Annotated in this window: 18 protein-coding genes; 8 read left to right on the top strand and 10 right to left on the bottom strand. The window is 65.5% G+C overall.

Features of this window, described 5'->3' with window-relative positions; genetic code table 11:
• Positions 1 to 14: 14 nt before the first annotated feature.
• From C3Y92_RS02110 to panC, 3 genes are all read right to left on the bottom strand, one after another.
• Complete coding sequence (locus tag C3Y92_RS02110; RefSeq protein ID WP_129349052.1) at positions 15 to 512, bottom strand: DUF721 domain-containing protein; 498 nt, start codon at positions 510 to 512, stop codon at positions 15 to 17.
• 56 nt (positions 513 to 568) lie between these two features.
• Positions 569 to 1,738 carry a methionine adenosyltransferase gene (gene metK, locus C3Y92_RS02105; RefSeq protein WP_015862821.1) on the bottom strand — a complete coding sequence of 390 codons (1,170 nt, stop codon included), beginning with the start codon at positions 1,736 to 1,738 and terminating at the stop codon, positions 569 to 571.
• A gap of 136 nt (positions 1,739 to 1,874) precedes the next feature.
• Positions 1,875 to 2,732 (bottom strand): pantoate--beta-alanine ligase, encoded by an 858-nt coding sequence (gene panC / locus C3Y92_RS02100; protein WP_129349050.1) that lies wholly within the window; start codon positions 2,730 to 2,732, stop codon positions 1,875 to 1,877.
• Between the two features lie 121 nt (positions 2,733 to 2,853).
• Here panC and C3Y92_RS02095 point away from each other — a divergent pair, with 121 nt between their 5' ends.
• Positions 2,854 to 4,089, top strand: coding sequence for a hypothetical protein (locus C3Y92_RS02095; protein ID WP_165352039.1), 1,236 nt, complete (start codon positions 2,854 to 2,856; stop codon positions 4,087 to 4,089).
• Positions 4,090 to 4,301: 212 nt separating this feature from the next.
• On the opposite strand, the gene truA is transcribed toward C3Y92_RS02095, so the two are convergent.
• The 6 genes from truA to C3Y92_RS02065 form a co-directional block, all read right to left on the bottom strand.
• Entirely contained in the window at positions 4,302 to 5,108 is an 807-nt protein-coding gene (truA, locus tag C3Y92_RS02090) for a tRNA pseudouridine(38-40) synthase TruA (RefSeq protein ID WP_129349046.1), read from the bottom strand.
• Between the two features lie 2 nt (positions 5,109 to 5,110).
• Positions 5,111 to 5,785: a MotE family protein gene (locus C3Y92_RS02085; RefSeq protein WP_129349044.1), complete on the bottom strand. Its 675-nt coding sequence runs from the start codon at positions 5,783 to 5,785 to the stop codon at positions 5,111 to 5,113.
• A 1-nt stretch (position 5,786) separates the two neighbouring features.
• A complete protein-coding gene (gene fliJ, locus C3Y92_RS02080) occupies positions 5,787 to 6,230 on the bottom strand; it encodes a flagellar export protein FliJ (protein WP_129349042.1) in 444 nt (147 codons plus the stop codon).
• A gap of 59 nt (positions 6,231 to 6,289) precedes the next feature.
• Complete coding sequence (locus tag C3Y92_RS02075; RefSeq protein ID WP_235669683.1) at positions 6,290 to 7,009, bottom strand: adenosylcobinamide-GDP ribazoletransferase; 720 nt, start codon at positions 7,007 to 7,009, stop codon at positions 6,290 to 6,292.
• 2 nt (positions 7,010 to 7,011) lie between these two features.
• Positions 7,012 to 7,806 carry an SAM hydrolase/SAM-dependent halogenase family protein gene (locus C3Y92_RS02070; RefSeq protein WP_129349038.1) on the bottom strand — a complete coding sequence of 265 codons (795 nt, stop codon included), beginning with the start codon at positions 7,804 to 7,806 and terminating at the stop codon, positions 7,012 to 7,014.
• A gap of 797 nt (positions 7,807 to 8,603) precedes the next feature.
• Entirely contained in the window at positions 8,604 to 9,020 is a 417-nt protein-coding gene (locus C3Y92_RS02065) for a hypothetical protein (protein ID WP_129349036.1), read from the bottom strand.
• Between the two features lie 247 nt (positions 9,021 to 9,267).
• Here C3Y92_RS02065 and C3Y92_RS02060 point away from each other — a divergent pair, with 247 nt between their 5' ends.
• The 7 genes from C3Y92_RS02060 to C3Y92_RS02030 all read left to right on the top strand — a co-directional run bounded on the left by C3Y92_RS02060 (position 9,268) and on the right by C3Y92_RS02030 (position 12,959).
• Positions 9,268 to 9,540 carry an AtpZ/AtpI family protein gene (locus C3Y92_RS02060; RefSeq protein ID WP_129349034.1) on the top strand — a complete coding sequence of 91 codons (273 nt, stop codon included), beginning with the start codon at positions 9,268 to 9,270 and terminating at the stop codon, positions 9,538 to 9,540.
• Positions 9,515 to 9,976 (top strand): ATP synthase subunit I, encoded by a 462-nt coding sequence (locus C3Y92_RS02055; RefSeq protein ID WP_129349032.1) that lies wholly within the window; start codon positions 9,515 to 9,517, stop codon positions 9,974 to 9,976. The genes C3Y92_RS02060 and C3Y92_RS02055 overlap by 26 nt, the downstream gene beginning before the upstream one ends.
• A 3-nt stretch (positions 9,977 to 9,979) precedes the next feature.
• On the top strand, positions 9,980 to 10,696 hold the full coding sequence (gene atpB, locus C3Y92_RS02050; protein ID WP_129349030.1) for a F0F1 ATP synthase subunit A: 717 nt from the start codon (positions 9,980 to 9,982) through the stop codon (positions 10,694 to 10,696).
• A 61-nt stretch (positions 10,697 to 10,757) separates the two neighbouring features.
• Positions 10,758 to 11,099 carry an ATP synthase F0 subunit C gene (atpE, locus tag C3Y92_RS02045; RefSeq protein WP_006920014.1) on the top strand — a complete coding sequence of 114 codons (342 nt, stop codon included), beginning with the start codon at positions 10,758 to 10,760 and terminating at the stop codon, positions 11,097 to 11,099.
• Between the two features lie 82 nt (positions 11,100 to 11,181).
• Positions 11,182 to 11,850, top strand: a complete 669-nt coding sequence (locus tag C3Y92_RS02040) for a redox-sensing transcriptional repressor Rex (protein ID WP_006920013.1) — start codon at positions 11,182 to 11,184, stop codon at positions 11,848 to 11,850.
• A gap of 90 nt (positions 11,851 to 11,940) precedes the next feature.
• Positions 11,941 to 12,657 carry an AzlC family ABC transporter permease gene (locus tag C3Y92_RS02035; protein ID WP_129349028.1) on the top strand — a complete coding sequence of 239 codons (717 nt, stop codon included), beginning with the start codon at positions 11,941 to 11,943 and terminating at the stop codon, positions 12,655 to 12,657.
• Complete coding sequence (locus C3Y92_RS02030; RefSeq protein WP_129349026.1) at positions 12,633 to 12,959, top strand: AzlD domain-containing protein; 327 nt, start codon at positions 12,633 to 12,635, stop codon at positions 12,957 to 12,959. Before C3Y92_RS02035 ends, C3Y92_RS02030 begins: the two co-directional genes overlap by 25 nt.
• A gap of 75 nt (positions 12,960 to 13,034) precedes the next feature.
• Here C3Y92_RS02030 and C3Y92_RS02025 read toward each other — a convergent pair whose 3' ends face one another.
• On the bottom strand, positions 13,035 to 15,527 hold the full coding sequence (locus C3Y92_RS02025; protein ID WP_129349024.1) for a sigma 54-interacting transcriptional regulator: 2,493 nt from the start codon (positions 15,525 to 15,527) through the stop codon (positions 13,035 to 13,037).
• Positions 15,528 to 15,559 lie beyond the last annotated feature (32 nt).

Below are 15,559 nucleotides of genomic sequence, written 5' to 3'. Positions count from 1 at the left end.
CCTTGTCGGTTCGCCTAGCCCCGCTTCGCGCGGCGCGCCTTGCGTCGCCCGCCCGAATCGGAACCCGGACCGGATTCAAAGTACGCCACATACTTGGCGTAACAGCGTCCGACCGGCGAGTTCGGATCAAGCTTCCCTACAAGCCCGCCCAGCCCTTCGGGCCGTACCTCGGCGGGCGTGGAAAAACGCGGCGGGATCGCCCGCAACGCATCCAAAGGAACCCGGCCTCCTAGCAGATCGAACCGCACCTTGTCAAAGGCTTCGTGGCCCAAAGCCGCATTGACCAGCGATAAAATCTCCGGAGCCGCGAAAACCATCTCCTGCAGCGCCACCGGATCGTCCGCGCCCAGGTACAGGTCTCGCCGCTTATGCCCCAGGGGACGCAGCAATTCCGCCGTCTCCGGCCCCACGATCTCGGCCCAGCGCCGGCAGACCTCGACAAAATTACGCCGGGCCGACGCTTCCTGGGCGGCCATGTACCGCTCCACGCTCTCGGACAACCGGCGCAGCATTTCGCCTTCTCCAAAAAACGCGGGCCGCCGAAAGACGGCCCGCGCCGGGATGGTCGCTAGATCTTCAGCGCCGTGCGCAGATCGGCCGCGGCGTCGGTCACTTCCCAGGTGAACCCGGCCTGCTCACGGCCGAAGTGGCCGTAGCAGGACGTCGGCTTGTAGATGGGCCGTTTGAGGTCCAGGCGCTTGGAGATGTAGTAGGGGCGCAGGTCGAAGACCTCGCGCACGGCCTTGGTCAGGGCCTCGTCCGGAATGTCGCTGGAGCCCATGGAGGTCACCAGCACCGACAGCGGCTCGGCCACGCCGATGCAATAGGCGATCTGAACCTCGCAACGCTTGCAAGCGCCGCTGGCCACCATGTTTTTCGCCACATACCGGGCCATGTAGGCGCCCGAGCGGTCCACCTTGGAGGGATCCTTGCCCGAGAACGCGCCGCCGCCATGGTTGCCCATGCCGCCGTAGGTGTCCTGGATGATCTTGCGCCCGGTCAGGCCGCAGTCGCCCATGGGGCCGCCGATGACGAACCGGCCGGTGGTGTTGATGTAGATCTTGGTGTTCTTGTCCACCAGCGACTCGGGCAGGGTGTGGAAGATGACTTCTTTTTTCACCGCGTCGCACAGGTCGGCGTGGGAGATGTTCTCGGCGTGCTGGCTGGCCACCACCACGTTGTCGATGCGCACGGGTTTGCCGTCGACGTATTCCACGGCCACCTGGGTCTTGCCGTCGGGGCGCAGGAAATCAAGCACCCCGGACTTGCGCACCTCGGTCAACCGGCGCGACAGCTTGTGCGCCCAGTAGATGGGCGCGGGCATCAGCGTCTCGGTCTCGTCGCAGGCAAAGCCGAACATCATGCCCTGGTCGCCGGCGCCCTGGTCCTCGGGCTTGGTGCGCGACACGCCCTGGGCGATGTCCACGGACTGCTTGTCCACCGAGGAGATGACGGCGCAGGTTTCCCAGTCAAAGCCCATGGTGGAACTGTTGTAGCCGATTTCCTTGACCGTCTCGCGCACGATGGACGGGAAGTCGGCGTAGGCCTTGGTGGTGATCTCGCCGGCGATGAAAGCCAGACCGGTGGTGACCAGAGTTTCGCAGGCCACGTGGGCGTCGGGATCCTGGGCCAGGATGGCGTCGAGAATGCCGTCGGAAATCTGGTCGGCGACCTTGTCCGGATGGCCCTCAGTCACGGATTCCGAGCTGAAAAGATACCGGCCCTTGGCGTTGATCATACGGGATATCCTCCTTGAGCCGGCCGCCTCTATGCTGGCGACGTCAGCTCCAATGCAATATGTCTACTTCGTTGGAAACTGAAATTCGAGTCCCTACCCCTGGAAACGCAAAAAAGCAACCCGGTACGCCATGACGTTAACGCGGCAAATCCGTGGCCAAACGGTTGTCGATGAGCCGCACGGCGCTAAACCGCACCGCCGCCGCAAAAAGCGCCGACCGATCAATGGCTTCCACCGCCTCCAGGCTGTCCGGATCGACGCAGGACAGATAGTCGATCTCCCCCAGCGGTACATGGGCCGCATAGTGCGCCCGCACCGCGTCCAGGATGCGGCCGGCCTCAGCCTCGCCGGCCCGGACCATGGCTTCGGCCAGGGCCAGGCCGGCATTGATGCCCGGGGCCTGCTCCCGTTCTTCAGGTGTCAGCCGCACGTTGCGCGAAGACAGGGCCAGCCCGTCGGCCTCGCGTACGATGGGGCCGCCCACGATCTCCACGCCAAAGCCCAAGTCCGCGTTCATGCGCCGGAGAATCGCCAATTGCTGCCAGTCCTTTTGCCCAAAGACCGCCACTGTTGGGCGCACCAGCAAAAAAAGCTTGGCCACCACCGTGCACACGCCCCGAAAATGGGTCGGCCGCGACGCGCCGCACAGATGCCGGGCCAGGGTCGGCACTTCCACCCACGTGGCCGCCGCCGGCTCGTACATGGCTTCGGGACTGGGCGCAAAAAGCACGTCCACCCCGGCCGCCTCGGCCAAGGCGGCGTCACGCTTCAGATCGCGCGGATAGGCGTCGAGGTCTTCGCCCGGCCCGAACTGGGTGGGGTTGACGAAAACGCTGGCCACCACCGTCTCGGCCCGCTGCCGGGCCAGACGCATGAGGCTTTCGTGGCCGGCGTGCAGATAGCCCATGGTGGGCACGAAGCCGACGCTGCGGCCCTGGCGCGTCCACTGTCCGGCAAGCTCCCGTAGGGCCGAGGGTTCCTTGATGATCTCCACGGCAAGCCTCCTTTGACTTCCGCGCGACAACTAATACCGGACCGGGAAACTGTAAAGCCAACCATGACAAATGCCCTGGCCCCGGGTATGCTCGACCCATCCCATCGCCAAGGAGTCCCGCATGTTCCATCGCCGCCTGCTCGCCGCCGCCCTCGTCGCGGCCACGACCTGCCTTTGGCCCCTGGCCGCGACAGCCGCCAAACCGACCCCGGCCGAGGCCACGGAAAATCCCCCCACCCTGTCCGCCGCCGCCCTGCTCCCCGATCCCGTGCTGGTCGGCCCCAACCACAGCGTGGACGACAAGGTGGTCAACGACGGCTACATCAACACCTATATCATCCACACGCCCAAATCCGGCGACCTGCGCGTGGAATCCACGGCCAAGCTCTACGCCACCATCCAGGAACTCAACGCCGCCGCCGCCATGGACCAGGTCAACGCCGGGGCCGAAATCGGCAAATCCGTGGCCAAGTCCGCCGCCGGAGCCGTCACCGGGGCCTTCAACCTCATCGTCCACCCAGCCGACAGTCTGTCCAACGTCGGCAAATCCTTCTCCCGGGCCACCACCAAAAGCGACCGTCCCACCGGCGATGACGGGACCGTGGGCGAACTGCTCGGCTACAACCGGGCCAAGCGCGAATACGCCAAGGCCTTTGCCGTCAATCCCTACTCCGACAACCCGGTGCTCCAAAAATCCCTCAAGCGGCTGGCCGGAGCCGGCTTCTTCGGCTCGTTTGCCGCCTCGGCCGCCATCCCCGGCGGCGCGGCGCTGACGTTTATCAACAACGCCAACCTCATCCCCCAAAGCGCCGTGGACGTCTCCATCCCGCCCGAGGATCTCTTTGCCTCCAACCGCGAACGCCTCAAAGCCATGGGCGTTTCCCCGGAACAGGCGGAACTCTTCGTGGAAAACCCCAACTTCGACCCCATCCTGCAGACCCGCTTCGTGCTGGCCCTGGACCGCATGACCAACGTCGCCGGCCGGCCGGCCTTCGTGAAGTTCGCGCTATTCACCAACAACGCCGATCTGGCCTTTTTCCGCACCCGCATGGCCGAACTGTACGCCAACTTAAGCGCAACCACCGACCCCATCAAAAGCTTCATCACCGCCGGCAAGTTCGTTCTGGCCGAGACCCAAAACGGCGGCATCCTGGCCGCCTTCCCCCTGGACTACCTGGCCTGGACCCCGGGTGTGGCCGATATCGCCGCCATCCTCGGCGACGCCGCCACAGCCAAGGGCGCCAAGATCAAAAAGCTCGTCATCGCCGGCGAAGTCAGCCCCATGGCCGCCAAAGCCCTCAAAAAAGGCGGCTGGACCTTGGTCCAACTCCGCGAAGGCCTGCGCGCTTCGCGGTAAGGGCGAGAGAGAAGAGAAGAGAAGAAAAGAGGAAGAGTGCTCCGGCGGCCAAAGGGGCTGAGCCCCTTTGGAAACCCCAGCAGGGACAAGGGGGGCCGAAGCGGCCGGAGGGAATAGTTGATGCGCGTCGAACGGGCCGTGACGAGGAATCGTCACGACCCGTTACGTTTTGTGTCGTGCCTTTTAAACGATGCGGCGGAAGCCGTGGGGATTCAGGGCGTTGACCCGGCCGGTTCGGCAGGCTTGTCACCCAGGCCGGGCGCGCCATATTCCACCGCGTGCAGGCAAAGCCCCTGGGCAGGGGCCGTGCCCGGCGCGCGCCGCCGGTCGCCGGCCGCAAGCAAGGCCGCGACGTCCTCGGGCGTCGCCTTGCCCCGCCCCACGGCCACCAGCGCGCCCATGAGGTTGCGCACCATCTGCTTGAGAAATCCCTCGCCGTGAAACCGCCAGACCGTCTCGTCCGGGCCGGTCCCGGCCAGACGCGACACGTCCCAGACCCGGCGCACCGTGGAATGAACGTCGGTGCCGGCGTTCTGGAAGGCGGCGAAATCGTGCTCGCCGACAAACAGCCCGGCGCAGGCCTCCATGGCCGCCACGTCAAGGGCTCCGTAGCGCCCCACGTCCCAGACGTAGGGCCGCCGCCAGGGCAGCACATGCCCTGGCCGCGTCCACAGCGTATAGCGGTATTCCTTGCCCGTGGCGTCAAAGCGGGAATGAAAATCCGGGGCGACCAGCCGCGCCTCGGTCACGGCCACGTCCTTGGGCAGAAGCGCCGTGAGCGCCTTGCCCCAGGGCAGCCCGGCCCGATGTTCGGGCACGTCGACATGGGCCACCTGGGCCAGGGCGTGGACCCCGGAGTCGGTGCGCCCGGCCCCGTGGACCCGCACGGCCCGGCCGCACAGCGTGGCCAACGCCTCTTCCAGACACCCCTGGACCGTGCGTCCTCCGCCGGCCGCCTGGATCTGCCAGCCGGCGAAATCCGTGCCGTCGTAGGCCAGGGTCAGCCGCAGTCGCGCCATGCCTACTCGGCCTGGGGCGGCAGCTGCATGGAAGTGAGCATTTCCGTCAGCCCGGCCGCCTTCTTGGCTTCCATGTTGTTGAGCACGTCGCCGGCCTGGCGTCCGCGCATGCCTGCCAGAATTTTGACCGCGATGGCGTTGTCCAGGGTCTCCAGCACCTTGGCCGCCTGCTTGGCGTTCATGTTGGAATAGACGTCGATCAAGTGCTTCAGCTTCTGGTCCTTAACGCCCTTGGCTTCCTCAAGCATGGCCTTGAGGTTCGTTTCCATGTCCTTGAGCTTGGTCATGCGATTGTTCAGTTCCGCCTCAAGGGTCTTGAGCGACTGTTCGCGCTGGTCCAGCTCGTCCTGGCGCTTGAGCAGGGCGTTGACGTCGGGCGAGCCGGGCGTGGGTGCCGGCGGCGTGGGGCTGGGCGGCACGGTGGCCGGCGGCAGCGGATTTTGCTGGGCTAGGACCGGAGCCGGGCCGGCCAGGGGGCCGGGCAAGGGCGCGACAGGCAGGCGCGGGGCCGTGACCACGGGCGCGGGCGGGTCGGGCAGGAGCATGTCCAGGCCCATGAACACGAGGATGCCGAGCTTGATCGCGGCCAGCATCACGAACACGCCGAGCACCTTGGTGGCCCGGGGGGCGATGCGGCCGGCCAGCCGTTCGCAGGCGGCCACGAACTTCTCGCCCATGTCAGTAAACCGGCGGCTGGTAGCGGATGGACGCCATGTCGTCGTTTTCGTTCTGCTCGGCGAGCTTTTCTTGCTGGGCATGGCGTTCCGCCTTATTGGACTTGAGTTTTTCCAAAAGTTTCTTGTCTTTGGACCGCGTCACCAGGGTGCGGCGGCAGCGTTCTCGGACCTCTTCCAGCTCGGCCAGCTTCACCTGCCCGGTCTGGATGTCGGCCACCAGCCGTTTGCGGTAGGCCTGCCAGAGCCACAGCTCCTCGGGCGTCACCACGGCCTTTTGCGACATGGACGCCTCGCGGGCGTTTTTCTCATTGATGATGCGGTCGATTTCGCGCTGCTTGGCCGTGCAGGCGGCGCTGGCCTTGCCAAGCTCCATCTTGGCCCGCTCTTCCAACTGGCCCCGGATGTCGAGCACACGCTCAAGGTTGAATCGAAAAGGCTTGGCCACATCGCACCTGCCGGGATTTTGTCAGTCTGGCCGCCTACTTTGCAAGACACGGGCCATTCTTAGAGCAATCCTCCGGCCAGGGCGCACAGTTCCCCGGCCACAATGGCCGCGCCCAAAAAATCGCCGTTGATGCCGCCCTGCTCCCGGGCAAGCGCGGTCAGCCGCCACAGCACCACCCCGCATAGCGCCGCGCCCCAGGCCGCCGCCCAAAGCCCGCCGGCCGCCCAAAGCGCGGCCAGCCCGAAAGCGATGCAACAAACCGTGACCCGGTTCGTCGCGCCCGGCAGGCACAGCGATCCCAGGCCCGGCCGGCCCAGATCCCGGCAGCAGCCCATGAGCGCCACGGCCAGCCCTCGCCCGGCCACCGGCGCGGCGGCCAGGAGCCAGACCTTGCCCGCGCCCAAAAGCTCGGCCCCCAAAGCCGTCTGGCCAACCAGAGCCACGGCGATGGCCATGCCGCCAAAGGCCCCGATGCGGCTATCTTTCATAATGGCGAAAAACCGCTCGCCCCGGGTGAAGCTGCCCCAGGCGTCGGCCACGTCGGCGAACCCATCAAGATGCAGACCGCGCGTCAACGCCAGATTGCCCACGGCATAAGCAAACGCCCCGGCCAAAGGATGGCCGCCGAAAAACCCCAGCGCCAAGGGCACGGCCAAAACCAGCCCCAGCGTCGCGCCCACCAGCGGAAAACACGGCACGCAGGCAGCCATGTCCGGGTCGCGCACCGCCGGCCCCAGCCGGGTCAGAAATCCCAAGGCCGCCAGATAATGCCGCCACATGCTCACGCGCCGCCCTCCGGCAACCAGAATTCCAGAAAATCGCCCCGCGACAGCCCAAGGGCCGCCGCTGCCGAGCCGTCCCGCACCGCCAGCTCCAGATAGCCCTGGCTGCCGGCCAGAAATCCCACCGCGCCCGACGAAAGCTCGCCATACGTCGCCGCCCGGACCAGCTCCCGGCCCACGGGCGCGATCAGCCGGGCCAGGCGGAAGTCCCCGAACCGCTCCACGTCGCAGCTCGTGACCACATTGCCGAAAACATCGACGGACAATACCCGGGATGAAACCGCCTCGCCCCGCCGCTCGGCCGAAAGCCCCGGCAGCGCGACCAACCCCTCCCGAGGCAACAGCGGCCCAAGCTGCTCGACGGCGTCGCCCGCCGCCAGCCGGGCCGCCAACGGCGCGAACACGTCGCGCCCGTGAAACGTGGCGCTGGCCGGAGCCAGATGCGGCGTGGCGTCAAACGCGCGCACGGTCTCGGCCCGGGCCAAGGCCAAAGTCAAAAGCCCGTTGTCCGGGGCCAGCACAAAGCGCCCGTCCAGCTCCGCCGCGATGATCCGCCGGGCCGTGCCCACGCCCGGATCAACCACCGCCGCCACAACCGATCCCGGCGGCAGCCACGGCAACGTCGCGGCCAGAAAAAACGACGCCTGGGCCACGTCGCCCATGGCCACGCCATGGCTCACGTCAAGCAGCGTCGCCCACGGCGCGGCGCAGGCCAGCACCGCCTTCATCTGGCCCACATACGGGTCGGACAACCCGAAATCCGTCAACAACGCAATAAGCGGCGCTCGCTGCATGGCGCGTCTCCTTGGCCGGGGCGCTTCCCCAGTCGTACGGGCGCTGCCCGACCCCGCTGGGACGCTGTCCCAGACCCTGCCAGGGCTTTGCCCTGGACCCACCGGGCGCTGCCCGGACCCGCACGGGCGCTGCCCGTGACCCGCCGGGGGGCTCAGCCCCCCGGACCCCCGACCTGGGGCGGCGGACGGCGAGGGCGATTCGGACCGCGAGGGCCCCAAGATTGGGGTCGGGATTGGGGCCGATGCTGCCGCCGCTGGCGCGGCTGGCTCATCGGCCCCAATCCCGACCCCAACCAGCCGGCGACGCCCCAAAGCCGGCGTCGCATGTGTAGAGGAAGAACTTTTGGGAAGCAACGGCGGCGAAATAAAGACTCGCGAGAAACGGGGGCCGGTTTGCTGCCGGGACGCCGCTAAGGCAACCCCATGCCTTTCCCGGGCGAACCGGGGCGTCGGAATGGGCTGTCGCCGAACTCCCGGCGCAAGCCGGGTGTATCGGCGGCCCATTCCGACGCCCCATGCGGCGCAGCCGCCCAGCGCGCCAGCGCCTCTTTTCCCCGCGCGCACCGCGCCACTCGGCCCGTTTGCGACTCCTCCCAGACGGCCGGGGGCCAAAAACATCCTGGCAGGCGCGTTTTCTGCACCCGTTTGTGGTGCCCCCGCCCGCCACAGACAGCTAGGGGGTCCGGGGGGATTATCCCCCCGGCGGGTGCAGGGTGGAACCCTGCCGGGTCACGGGCAGCGCCCGTGCGGGTCCAGGGCAGCGCCCTGGCAGCGCCCTGACAGCGCTCTGGCGTTATTTATTGTCTATTGCCGGTGCCGCAGCCGGAGCGCACGGACTGGCAGTAGGCGATGCAGGCTTTGTCGCCGCGGCATTTGGCGACGCAGGATTGGTATTGTTTGGCGCAGTATTCCGGGGTTTCGGGCGCGCCGTTGCCCAGGGAGTTGAGCATTTGCTGGGTGACTTGGATGGTGGGCAGGTTGGGTTGGACGGCGACGCCGTTTTGGACTTGCATGACGGCGCCGCAGGTCAGGTAGCATTGGGGCACGGCGGCGTTGCACACGACGCTGGGGTCGTGGCTGGTTCCGTAGGGCATGACGATGGCGGCGACGGGCATGCCGTCGGGTTTGACGCAGTAGAACTGGGTTTGGGCGTTTGCCGTGGCGGCGACGAGCAGCAGGCCGACGAGGAAGGCGGGGACGAAAAGACGTTTCATGGCGATACCTCCTTGCGGGGACGGTTCTCCGCTATCCGTGGGGTACAACAACTTCTGGCTGTTGTCATGAATTTCGGGTAGGGGATTACGCGTTGCGGGCGGAGTCGGCGCTCGTTCAAAAATGGGCAAGCCCCGTTGACTTTTGGCGGGCGACCATGCTAGGCCGTCGGGACTTGTGAACTTGTGCACGAGCGCCGGCCAGCGGGCCGCGGGGAGTGTCGCCTGTCGCAAGGCAGGAGCCTTTGAAATGCTTGGCAAGTTGATCAAGGACAAGGCGGTTCGGGAGTCCATCGCTTCGGCATCGGTGGTGGGTCTCAATCTGGTGTCGGCCACCTTTGTGGGGCTGCTCCTCGGCTGGTGGTTGGACCGCTGGCTTGGAACCAAGCCTTGGCTTTTGCTGACGTTTTTGATTCTGGGCATTGCCGCCGGATTCAAGAACATGGTGCTTGAGGTTCGAAAGATTCAGAAGGCAGACGCCGAGGAACACCAAGAGCATGGGCAAGATGATGCAAAACCTTAGGGATGGGCTGGATCGCTGGTTGTACCGGCGTGGCTACGTGCATCCCGAGGTGCGCGAGCTGGTGCGCAACCAGCTTGTGTTGACGGCGCTTGTCTGCGTCGTCTGTCTGCCTTTTGCCGGGGTTTCGGTGGCGGCTTGGTCGTTCGCGGCCGGCACGGCCATCATCACGGCCAATTTCTGTTCCCTGGCCAAGTTCGGCCAGCGGATCACCGGTTTTGGGAACAAGCGCGAGGCCATAGCGGCGGTGCTGGCCCGGTTTTACTTCCGGCTGGCTCTTACCGGCCTTGTGCTTTTCGGTTTGATCGTCTGGTTTGGGGCTACGCCGTTGCCGCTTCTGGCCGGCATCGCCACGGTGGTGGTCAATTTCATCGTCTGGGGCGTCGCGCGCCACGCCGGCTCCAAGACGCACCAAACGCTTACGGGAAAGGAGGCATAGGACATGGCTGGTGGGTTGCCGCATCCGGTTCTGCTCGTCGACGAGGCCGCGAAGGCAGTCGGGCTGTATAAGCTCAACGACGTCTTCCACGCCCAGGTCATCGATTCCAACGTGATTTACGCCTGGTTTGCCATGGTCCTGCTCATCATCCTGGGCACGCTGGCCACACGCAAGCTGGCCATGGTTCCCAGCGGACTGCAGAACTTCTTTGAAGTCGTGGTCGGCGGCCTTGAGTCCTTCGTCGTCGAAAACATCGGCGAGAAAGGCCGCAAGGTCTATCCGTTCCTGTGCGCCCTGTTCCTGTTCATCATCACCGGCAACCTCATCGGTCTGGTGCCGGGCCTCGATTCCCCGACCAACAACGTGAACACCAACGCCGCCATGGCCTTGACCGTGTTCGCCTACTACAATTTCTGGGGCATCCGCATGTGGGGCGCCGGCTACATCAAGCACTTCATGGGACCGTTCTGGTGGCTGGTTCCCCTGATGCTGCCCATCGAAATCATCTCGCACTTGGCCCGGCCGCTTTCGCTCACGCTGCGTCTTTTCGGCAACATCCGCGGCGAGGAAATCGTTCTGGTCCTGCTTTTCGCCCTGGCTCCGGTGGTCGGCACCTTCCCGATGTACTTCCTGTTCTCGCTGGCCGACTGCATCCAGGCCTTCGTGTTCTTCATGCTGGCCATGATCTACCTCAAGGGATCGCTGGACCACGCGCACTAGGATTGGGGGAAATGGTCCTTAGGACCGTAACTTTAAACACCTGTTTTTCAGGAGGATCGACATGCGTAAGGCTTTCATGACCATCTTCTCGACCGCTGCCCTGCTCGCCCTTGCTTCCGTGGCCTTCGCCGCCGACACCGCCGGCGCCATGGGCGCCATCGGCACCATCTCCTGGGCCACCGCCATCGGCATGGGCCTGGCCGCCGCCGGCTGCGGTCTTGGTCAGGGTCTGGGCCTGAAGGCCGCCTGCGAAGGCACCGCTCGCAACCCCGAGGCCGGCGGCAAAATCACCGTCACCCTGATCCTCGGCATGGCCTTCATCGAATCCCTGGCCATTTACGCCCTGGTCGTCTGCCTGATCCTGCTCTTCGCCCACCCCTTCGCGAAGATCATCACCGGCTAATGACGGTTTGACCGAAAGGAGGCCGGGAGCCCCGGCCTCCTTTTTTTTTCCCAGCAACCTGCACGCGCAAACGAGTGACGCCTTGAAAAGCGAACACATCCCCAAGGCCACGATCAAACGGCTGGCCATGTACGTGCAAGTGCTCGAGACCCTCAAGCGCGAAGGCTCGCAAGTCGTCTCCTCCGAGCTTCTCGCCCGCACCTGCTCCGTCAATCCGTCCCAGATCCGCAAAGACCTCGCCTACTTCGGCGAATTCGGCGTCCGCGGCGTCGGTTACCACGTCCAGGATCTCATCTACTCCATCAAGCACTCCCTGGGCGTTGATCGCGTTTGGAAGTGCGCCCTGGTCGGCGTCGGCAATCTGGGCAAGGCGCTGCTGCGCCATCAGGACTTCAAATTTCGCGGTTTCGACATCGTCGGGGCTTTCGATTGCGACCCCTTCAAGATCGGCGAGGAAATCTCCGGCCTGGAAGTGGTCTGCACCCGCCGCCTCAAGGATGCGGTCAAGGAACTGGGCATTGAGATCGGGCTTATCACCACCCCGGTCAACCGAGCCCAGCGCGCCACGAATTTCCTCATCGAAGCCGGCGTCAAGGGCATCATCAACTACTCCCCGGCCATGCTCACCGTGCCGCCCGACGTGTACGTGGAATACGTCGATTTCTTCCACCATTTCTATTCCGTGGCCTTTTCCATCACCCTCGACCGCCATCAGGACCGCATGGGCGGCGACGGCGACGAAGACGACTAGCCGCCGCGCTCCCGTGGCTCAGGCGGCTTGAAATTCCCGGCTTCGGCCGGGTTTCTTTTTTGCCAAAGGCTCCAATCCCAGCCCAATACCATGCAACACCAGCCACCGCACATCCCCGGCCAGAGCGTTTTCAAGACCGCCGTATCCCTGACCTTGCCCATCGCCATTGGCTACGTGCCCGTGGGCATGGCCTACGGCGTGCTGGCCGGCAGGGCGGGGTTGTCGGCGGTAAACGTCCTGCTCATGTCCGTGCTGGTCTATGCCGGCTCGGCCCAGCTCGTGGCCGTGGGACTTTTTGCGTCCGGCGCGGCGTTGGCCTCCATCGTGGCCACGACCTTTGCCGTCAATTTGCGCCACGTGCTGTTTGCCGCCGCCATGTCGCCGTTGCTTGGCGGCTGGCGCAAGCGGGAGCTGGCCGCCTTTGCCTTTGAACTCACCGACGAGAGCTTTGCCCTCCACGCCGCCCGTTTCGGGCGCGGTGACCGGGACAAGGGACTCACCCTGACCATCAACGTCCTGGCCCAGGCCTCCTGGGTCGGCGGCACGGCCCTTGGCCTGCTTGTCGGCGACGTCATGGGCGACGGCCGGGCCTTTGCCCTGGATTTCGCCTTGCCGGGCATGTTTCTGGCCTTGCTGGCCGGCCAGTTGGCCGGCCCGTCCCAGGTGGCGGCGGCCGTGGCCGGAGCCGGACTGTCCCTTGGCGCGGCCGCCCTGGGCATCACCGGTTACGGGGCGCTGGCGGCCGGGCTTGCCGGCGCGGCTTGCGGCTATGGAGTGGAACAATGGATGACGCGAAAGCCTGCCTGACCATCGTGGCCATGGCCGGGGTGACCTACCTCACCCGAAGCGCCCCGCTGCTGGCCTTGGCCGGCCGGACGCTGGCTCCCTGGGCGATCCGGCTTCTGGCCCATGTGCCGGCGGCGGTGCTGGCCGCCCTGGTCGCGCCGGCCTTGCTGCGCCCGGACGGCCGGTTCGACATAGGCCTTGGCAACGTCGTCTTGTGGGCAGGGCTGGCGGCGTTTGCCCTGGCCTTGCGCACGCGGGGATTTTTTGGCCCAGTGGCCCTGGGCATGGGCATCGTGGCGGCGGCGCGCTTTTTTCTCGGCTAACGACGCCTCGCCTTTCTTCGCGCTCACCGACCATTGAAGGTTCGCTATCCGTGTTCTGACGGTGCACTCCGAGGGCTAGGCCTGGAAAACCGACTCGCGATGGCCGACAAGGCGGTAGCGGGTGGACGGGCCTTTGCCTTCCTTGACCACAATGCCTCGGGAAACAAGATCCTGGAGATCGTGCTGGGCGGTGCGTTGGGGCACGTCGCTGCCGCCAGCGTCCTGGTAGTCCTTGCGCGAGAAATTCGGCCGCTCAAGAAGTTCGCGCAGGGCCTTGCGCTGGCGTTGGGACAGGGGGGCATCAAGAATGTGGGGTTCCTGGGACGTTTCGGCCTGGGGCGCCAATGCCCCCTGAGCCGGGAGTTCGCCGGGCATGGCGTCCTCGAAATGGATGTCCTCGGCCAGGATGAGTTCCCGCTCGGCCAGAGCCGCCGCCCGGATGATGCAGTTCTTGAGTTCCCGGACATTGCCCGGCCAGGCATGGTGCAGGAGTTTATCCAGGGCCCCGCGCGACAGCGACAGCTCGCCCTTGCCCATGCGCCGGCTGGCGAGCTTCAGGAAGTAGCCGGCCAGAACCGGGATGTCATCCTGACGGTCGCGCAAGGCCGGCGTGTTCACAGCCAGCACTTGAAGTCTGTAGAATAGATCTTCACGGAATTCGCCCGAGGCCACCAGATCCTTGAGATTGACATTGGTGGCGGCGATGACCCGGGCGTCGAAAGCCTGTTCCTCGTCACTGCCAAGGGGGCTGATGCGCCGCACCGACAAGGCGCGAAGCAGGGCCTGCTGGACGCGGGGCGAGGCGTTGCCGATCTCATCGAGGAGCAAGGTACCGCCGTCGGCAGCCAGAAACGCGCCCTTGCGGTCGCTCTTGGCCTCGGAGAAGGCCCCTTTGACATGCCCGAACAGGGCGTCCATGAGCAGGTTTTCATCCAGCGCGCCGCAGTTGATGGAGATAAAGGGCATGTCCTTGCGGCGGCTCAGGCGGTGGATGGCCTCGGCGGTCAGCTCCTTGCCGGTGCCGGTTTCGCCGATAATGAGCACGTCGGCATCGGTTACGGCAATTTTTTGTATGCGGGAGAGCAAGTTCTCCATGGCCGGGCTGTGTCCGACCAGATCTTCCAGTGCGACATCCCGCGAAACCTGGCGCGATGCTGGCGCGACCAGCTGGACGCGTTCCCGATCGCGCACCGAGCGCAATCGCTCATCGCGCACCTTGATTTCCATCTCCTTGGACAGCAAGGCGGCCACCAGACGATTGATGGCGCGCTTGAGGGTGGCCGTGTCCAGGTCGCTGTCAGGCAGGTCGATCTCGTGGAGCCGGCCTTCCAGGCGCATGGACCGGACTTCGTCAGCCAGACGCAGGATGGGCTTGGTGATGACCCGGGCCAGGATGATGATGCCGCCGGCCATGGCCAGGACCGCGCCCAGGGTGGTGACGAAAAGGATGTTGAACTGACCGAACTCGGCCGCCTGGGGGAGCAGACTGCGGTCGATGTAGACAAGGCCGCCCACGATCTCGGCGTCTTCCCCGCCCAGCCCCCGGAAACGCACTGGGGCGTAGCCGATGAAGTCGTCGCTGCTGGCGATCTTGGATGATCCGAAATCGGCCTCGCCGCGTTCGAGTCCCGAGTGGCCCTGCTGCACGGCCGTCACCATACGCCAGAAGGTTTCGTGGCGAGGGCCGGGACGAAACGCGCCGTCGTAGCCGGGTTTGCCGTGATCGCCGGACAACCCGGCCTTGACCGTCTCCACGGACAGCTCCCGCACCGGGTCGTCGATGGTATCGGACTGGAAAAGGATCCACCCCCGTTCGTCGCAAAAAAAACTCAGTCGATTCTCGGCCGTGCGGTTAAATCCCGCCAGGGGCGAGCGCGGCGAGTTGTACAGGGAGAGGATGTTGCGTAACTGCCTGACGTCAATGGACAAGACCAGGAAGCCGACGACCCGTCCAGTCTCTTCGACCACCGGCGAGGTCAGCCGCAGCAAGGCCAGATCGCGCTGGCGGGGTTTGCTGCCAAAACCCGTGGGCGGATAATAGACCTCCACCAATTCCGACAAGGACACCTGGCCGCGCTTGAGATCGATGGCCTTGCGCGAAACCACCAGCGGGCTGTTCTTGGCCTGCTGAATCACCTCGGGGGGAACCTCCTCCACCCGTTCCCCGCTTTTAATAAACACATACTGGTTGTCCGGCCCGTCGCCGACATAAGCGGCCTCGGCATAGAGCTGGCCCCGGGCGGCGGCCGAGGCTTCCATGAAGTGGCGCAGCCGTTCCCGGGTCATGGCACGATAGCTCAAGGCCACGATGTCTTCTCGGCACCCCTCCAGCAGGGTCTCGATTTCGTGGGCCTGGGCCAGGGTCATGGTCAGGGTCGTGCGGCCCAGGGCCATGTCGATATAGCGGTTGGAAAAGACGTTGAGCACCAGCCCCGTGGCGGCCAGGACCACCACCACGGGGGGGATGAGGAAGACCAGCAGTTTCTTGCGGATGCTCCAGTCGGACAGACCTTTGAGGTAGGCCTCCGAGGGACCGGCGCCGCTAGGGCGGCGAAACAGGCTCAGCATGAGACCTCCTGACCAACCGGAGACGTTGCGCG

It is taken from the genome of Solidesulfovibrio carbinolicus (assembly GCF_004135975.1).
Classification (GTDB): Bacteria; Desulfobacterota; Desulfovibrionia; order Desulfovibrionales; family Desulfovibrionaceae; genus Solidesulfovibrio; species Solidesulfovibrio carbinolicus.
The sequence above is the reverse complement of the archived record's forward strand: the minus strand, read 5'-3'. Positions and strand labels throughout refer to the sequence as shown.

Coding starts and splice junctions, on each gene's coding strand:
- C3Y92_RS02110 (WP_129349052.1), bottom strand. CDS start 512: ATGCTGCGCCGGTTGTCCGAGAGCGTGGAGCGGTACATGGCCGCCCAG.
- metK (WP_015862821.1), bottom strand. CDS start 1,738: ATGATCAACGCCAAGGGCCGGTATCTTTTCAGCTCGGAATCCGTGACT.
- C3Y92_RS02095 (WP_165352039.1), top strand. CDS start 2,854: ATGTTCCATCGCCGCCTGCTCGCCGCCGCCCTCGTCGCGGCCACGACC.
- truA (WP_129349046.1), bottom strand. CDS start 5,108: ATGGCGCGACTGCGGCTGACCCTGGCCTACGACGGCACGGATTTCGCC.
- C3Y92_RS02085 (WP_129349044.1), bottom strand. CDS start 5,785: ATGGGCGAGAAGTTCGTGGCCGCCTGCGAACGGCTGGCCGGCCGCATC.
- C3Y92_RS02075 (WP_235669683.1), bottom strand. CDS start 7,009: ATGTGGCGGCATTATCTGGCGGCCTTGGGATTTCTGACCCGGCTGGGG.
- C3Y92_RS02070 (WP_129349038.1), bottom strand. CDS start 7,806: ATGCAGCGAGCGCCGCTTATTGCGTTGTTGACGGATTTCGGGTTGTCC.
- C3Y92_RS02065 (WP_129349036.1), bottom strand. CDS start 9,020: ATGAAACGTCTTTTCGTCCCCGCCTTCCTCGTCGGCCTGCTGCTCGTC.
- C3Y92_RS02060 (WP_129349034.1), top strand. CDS start 9,268: ATGCTTGGCAAGTTGATCAAGGACAAGGCGGTTCGGGAGTCCATCGCT.
- C3Y92_RS02055 (WP_129349032.1), top strand. CDS start 9,515: ATGGGCAAGATGATGCAAAACCTTAGGGATGGGCTGGATCGCTGGTTG.
- atpB (WP_129349030.1), top strand. CDS start 9,980: ATGGCTGGTGGGTTGCCGCATCCGGTTCTGCTCGTCGACGAGGCCGCG.
- atpE (WP_006920014.1), top strand. CDS start 10,758: ATGCGTAAGGCTTTCATGACCATCTTCTCGACCGCTGCCCTGCTCGCC.
- C3Y92_RS02035 (WP_129349028.1), top strand. CDS start 11,941: ATGCAACACCAGCCACCGCACATCCCCGGCCAGAGCGTTTTCAAGACC.
- C3Y92_RS02030 (WP_129349026.1), top strand. CDS start 12,633: ATGGATGACGCGAAAGCCTGCCTGACCATCGTGGCCATGGCCGGGGTG.
- C3Y92_RS02025 (WP_129349024.1), bottom strand. CDS start 15,527: ATGCTGAGCCTGTTTCGCCGCCCTAGCGGCGCCGGTCCCTCGGAGGCC.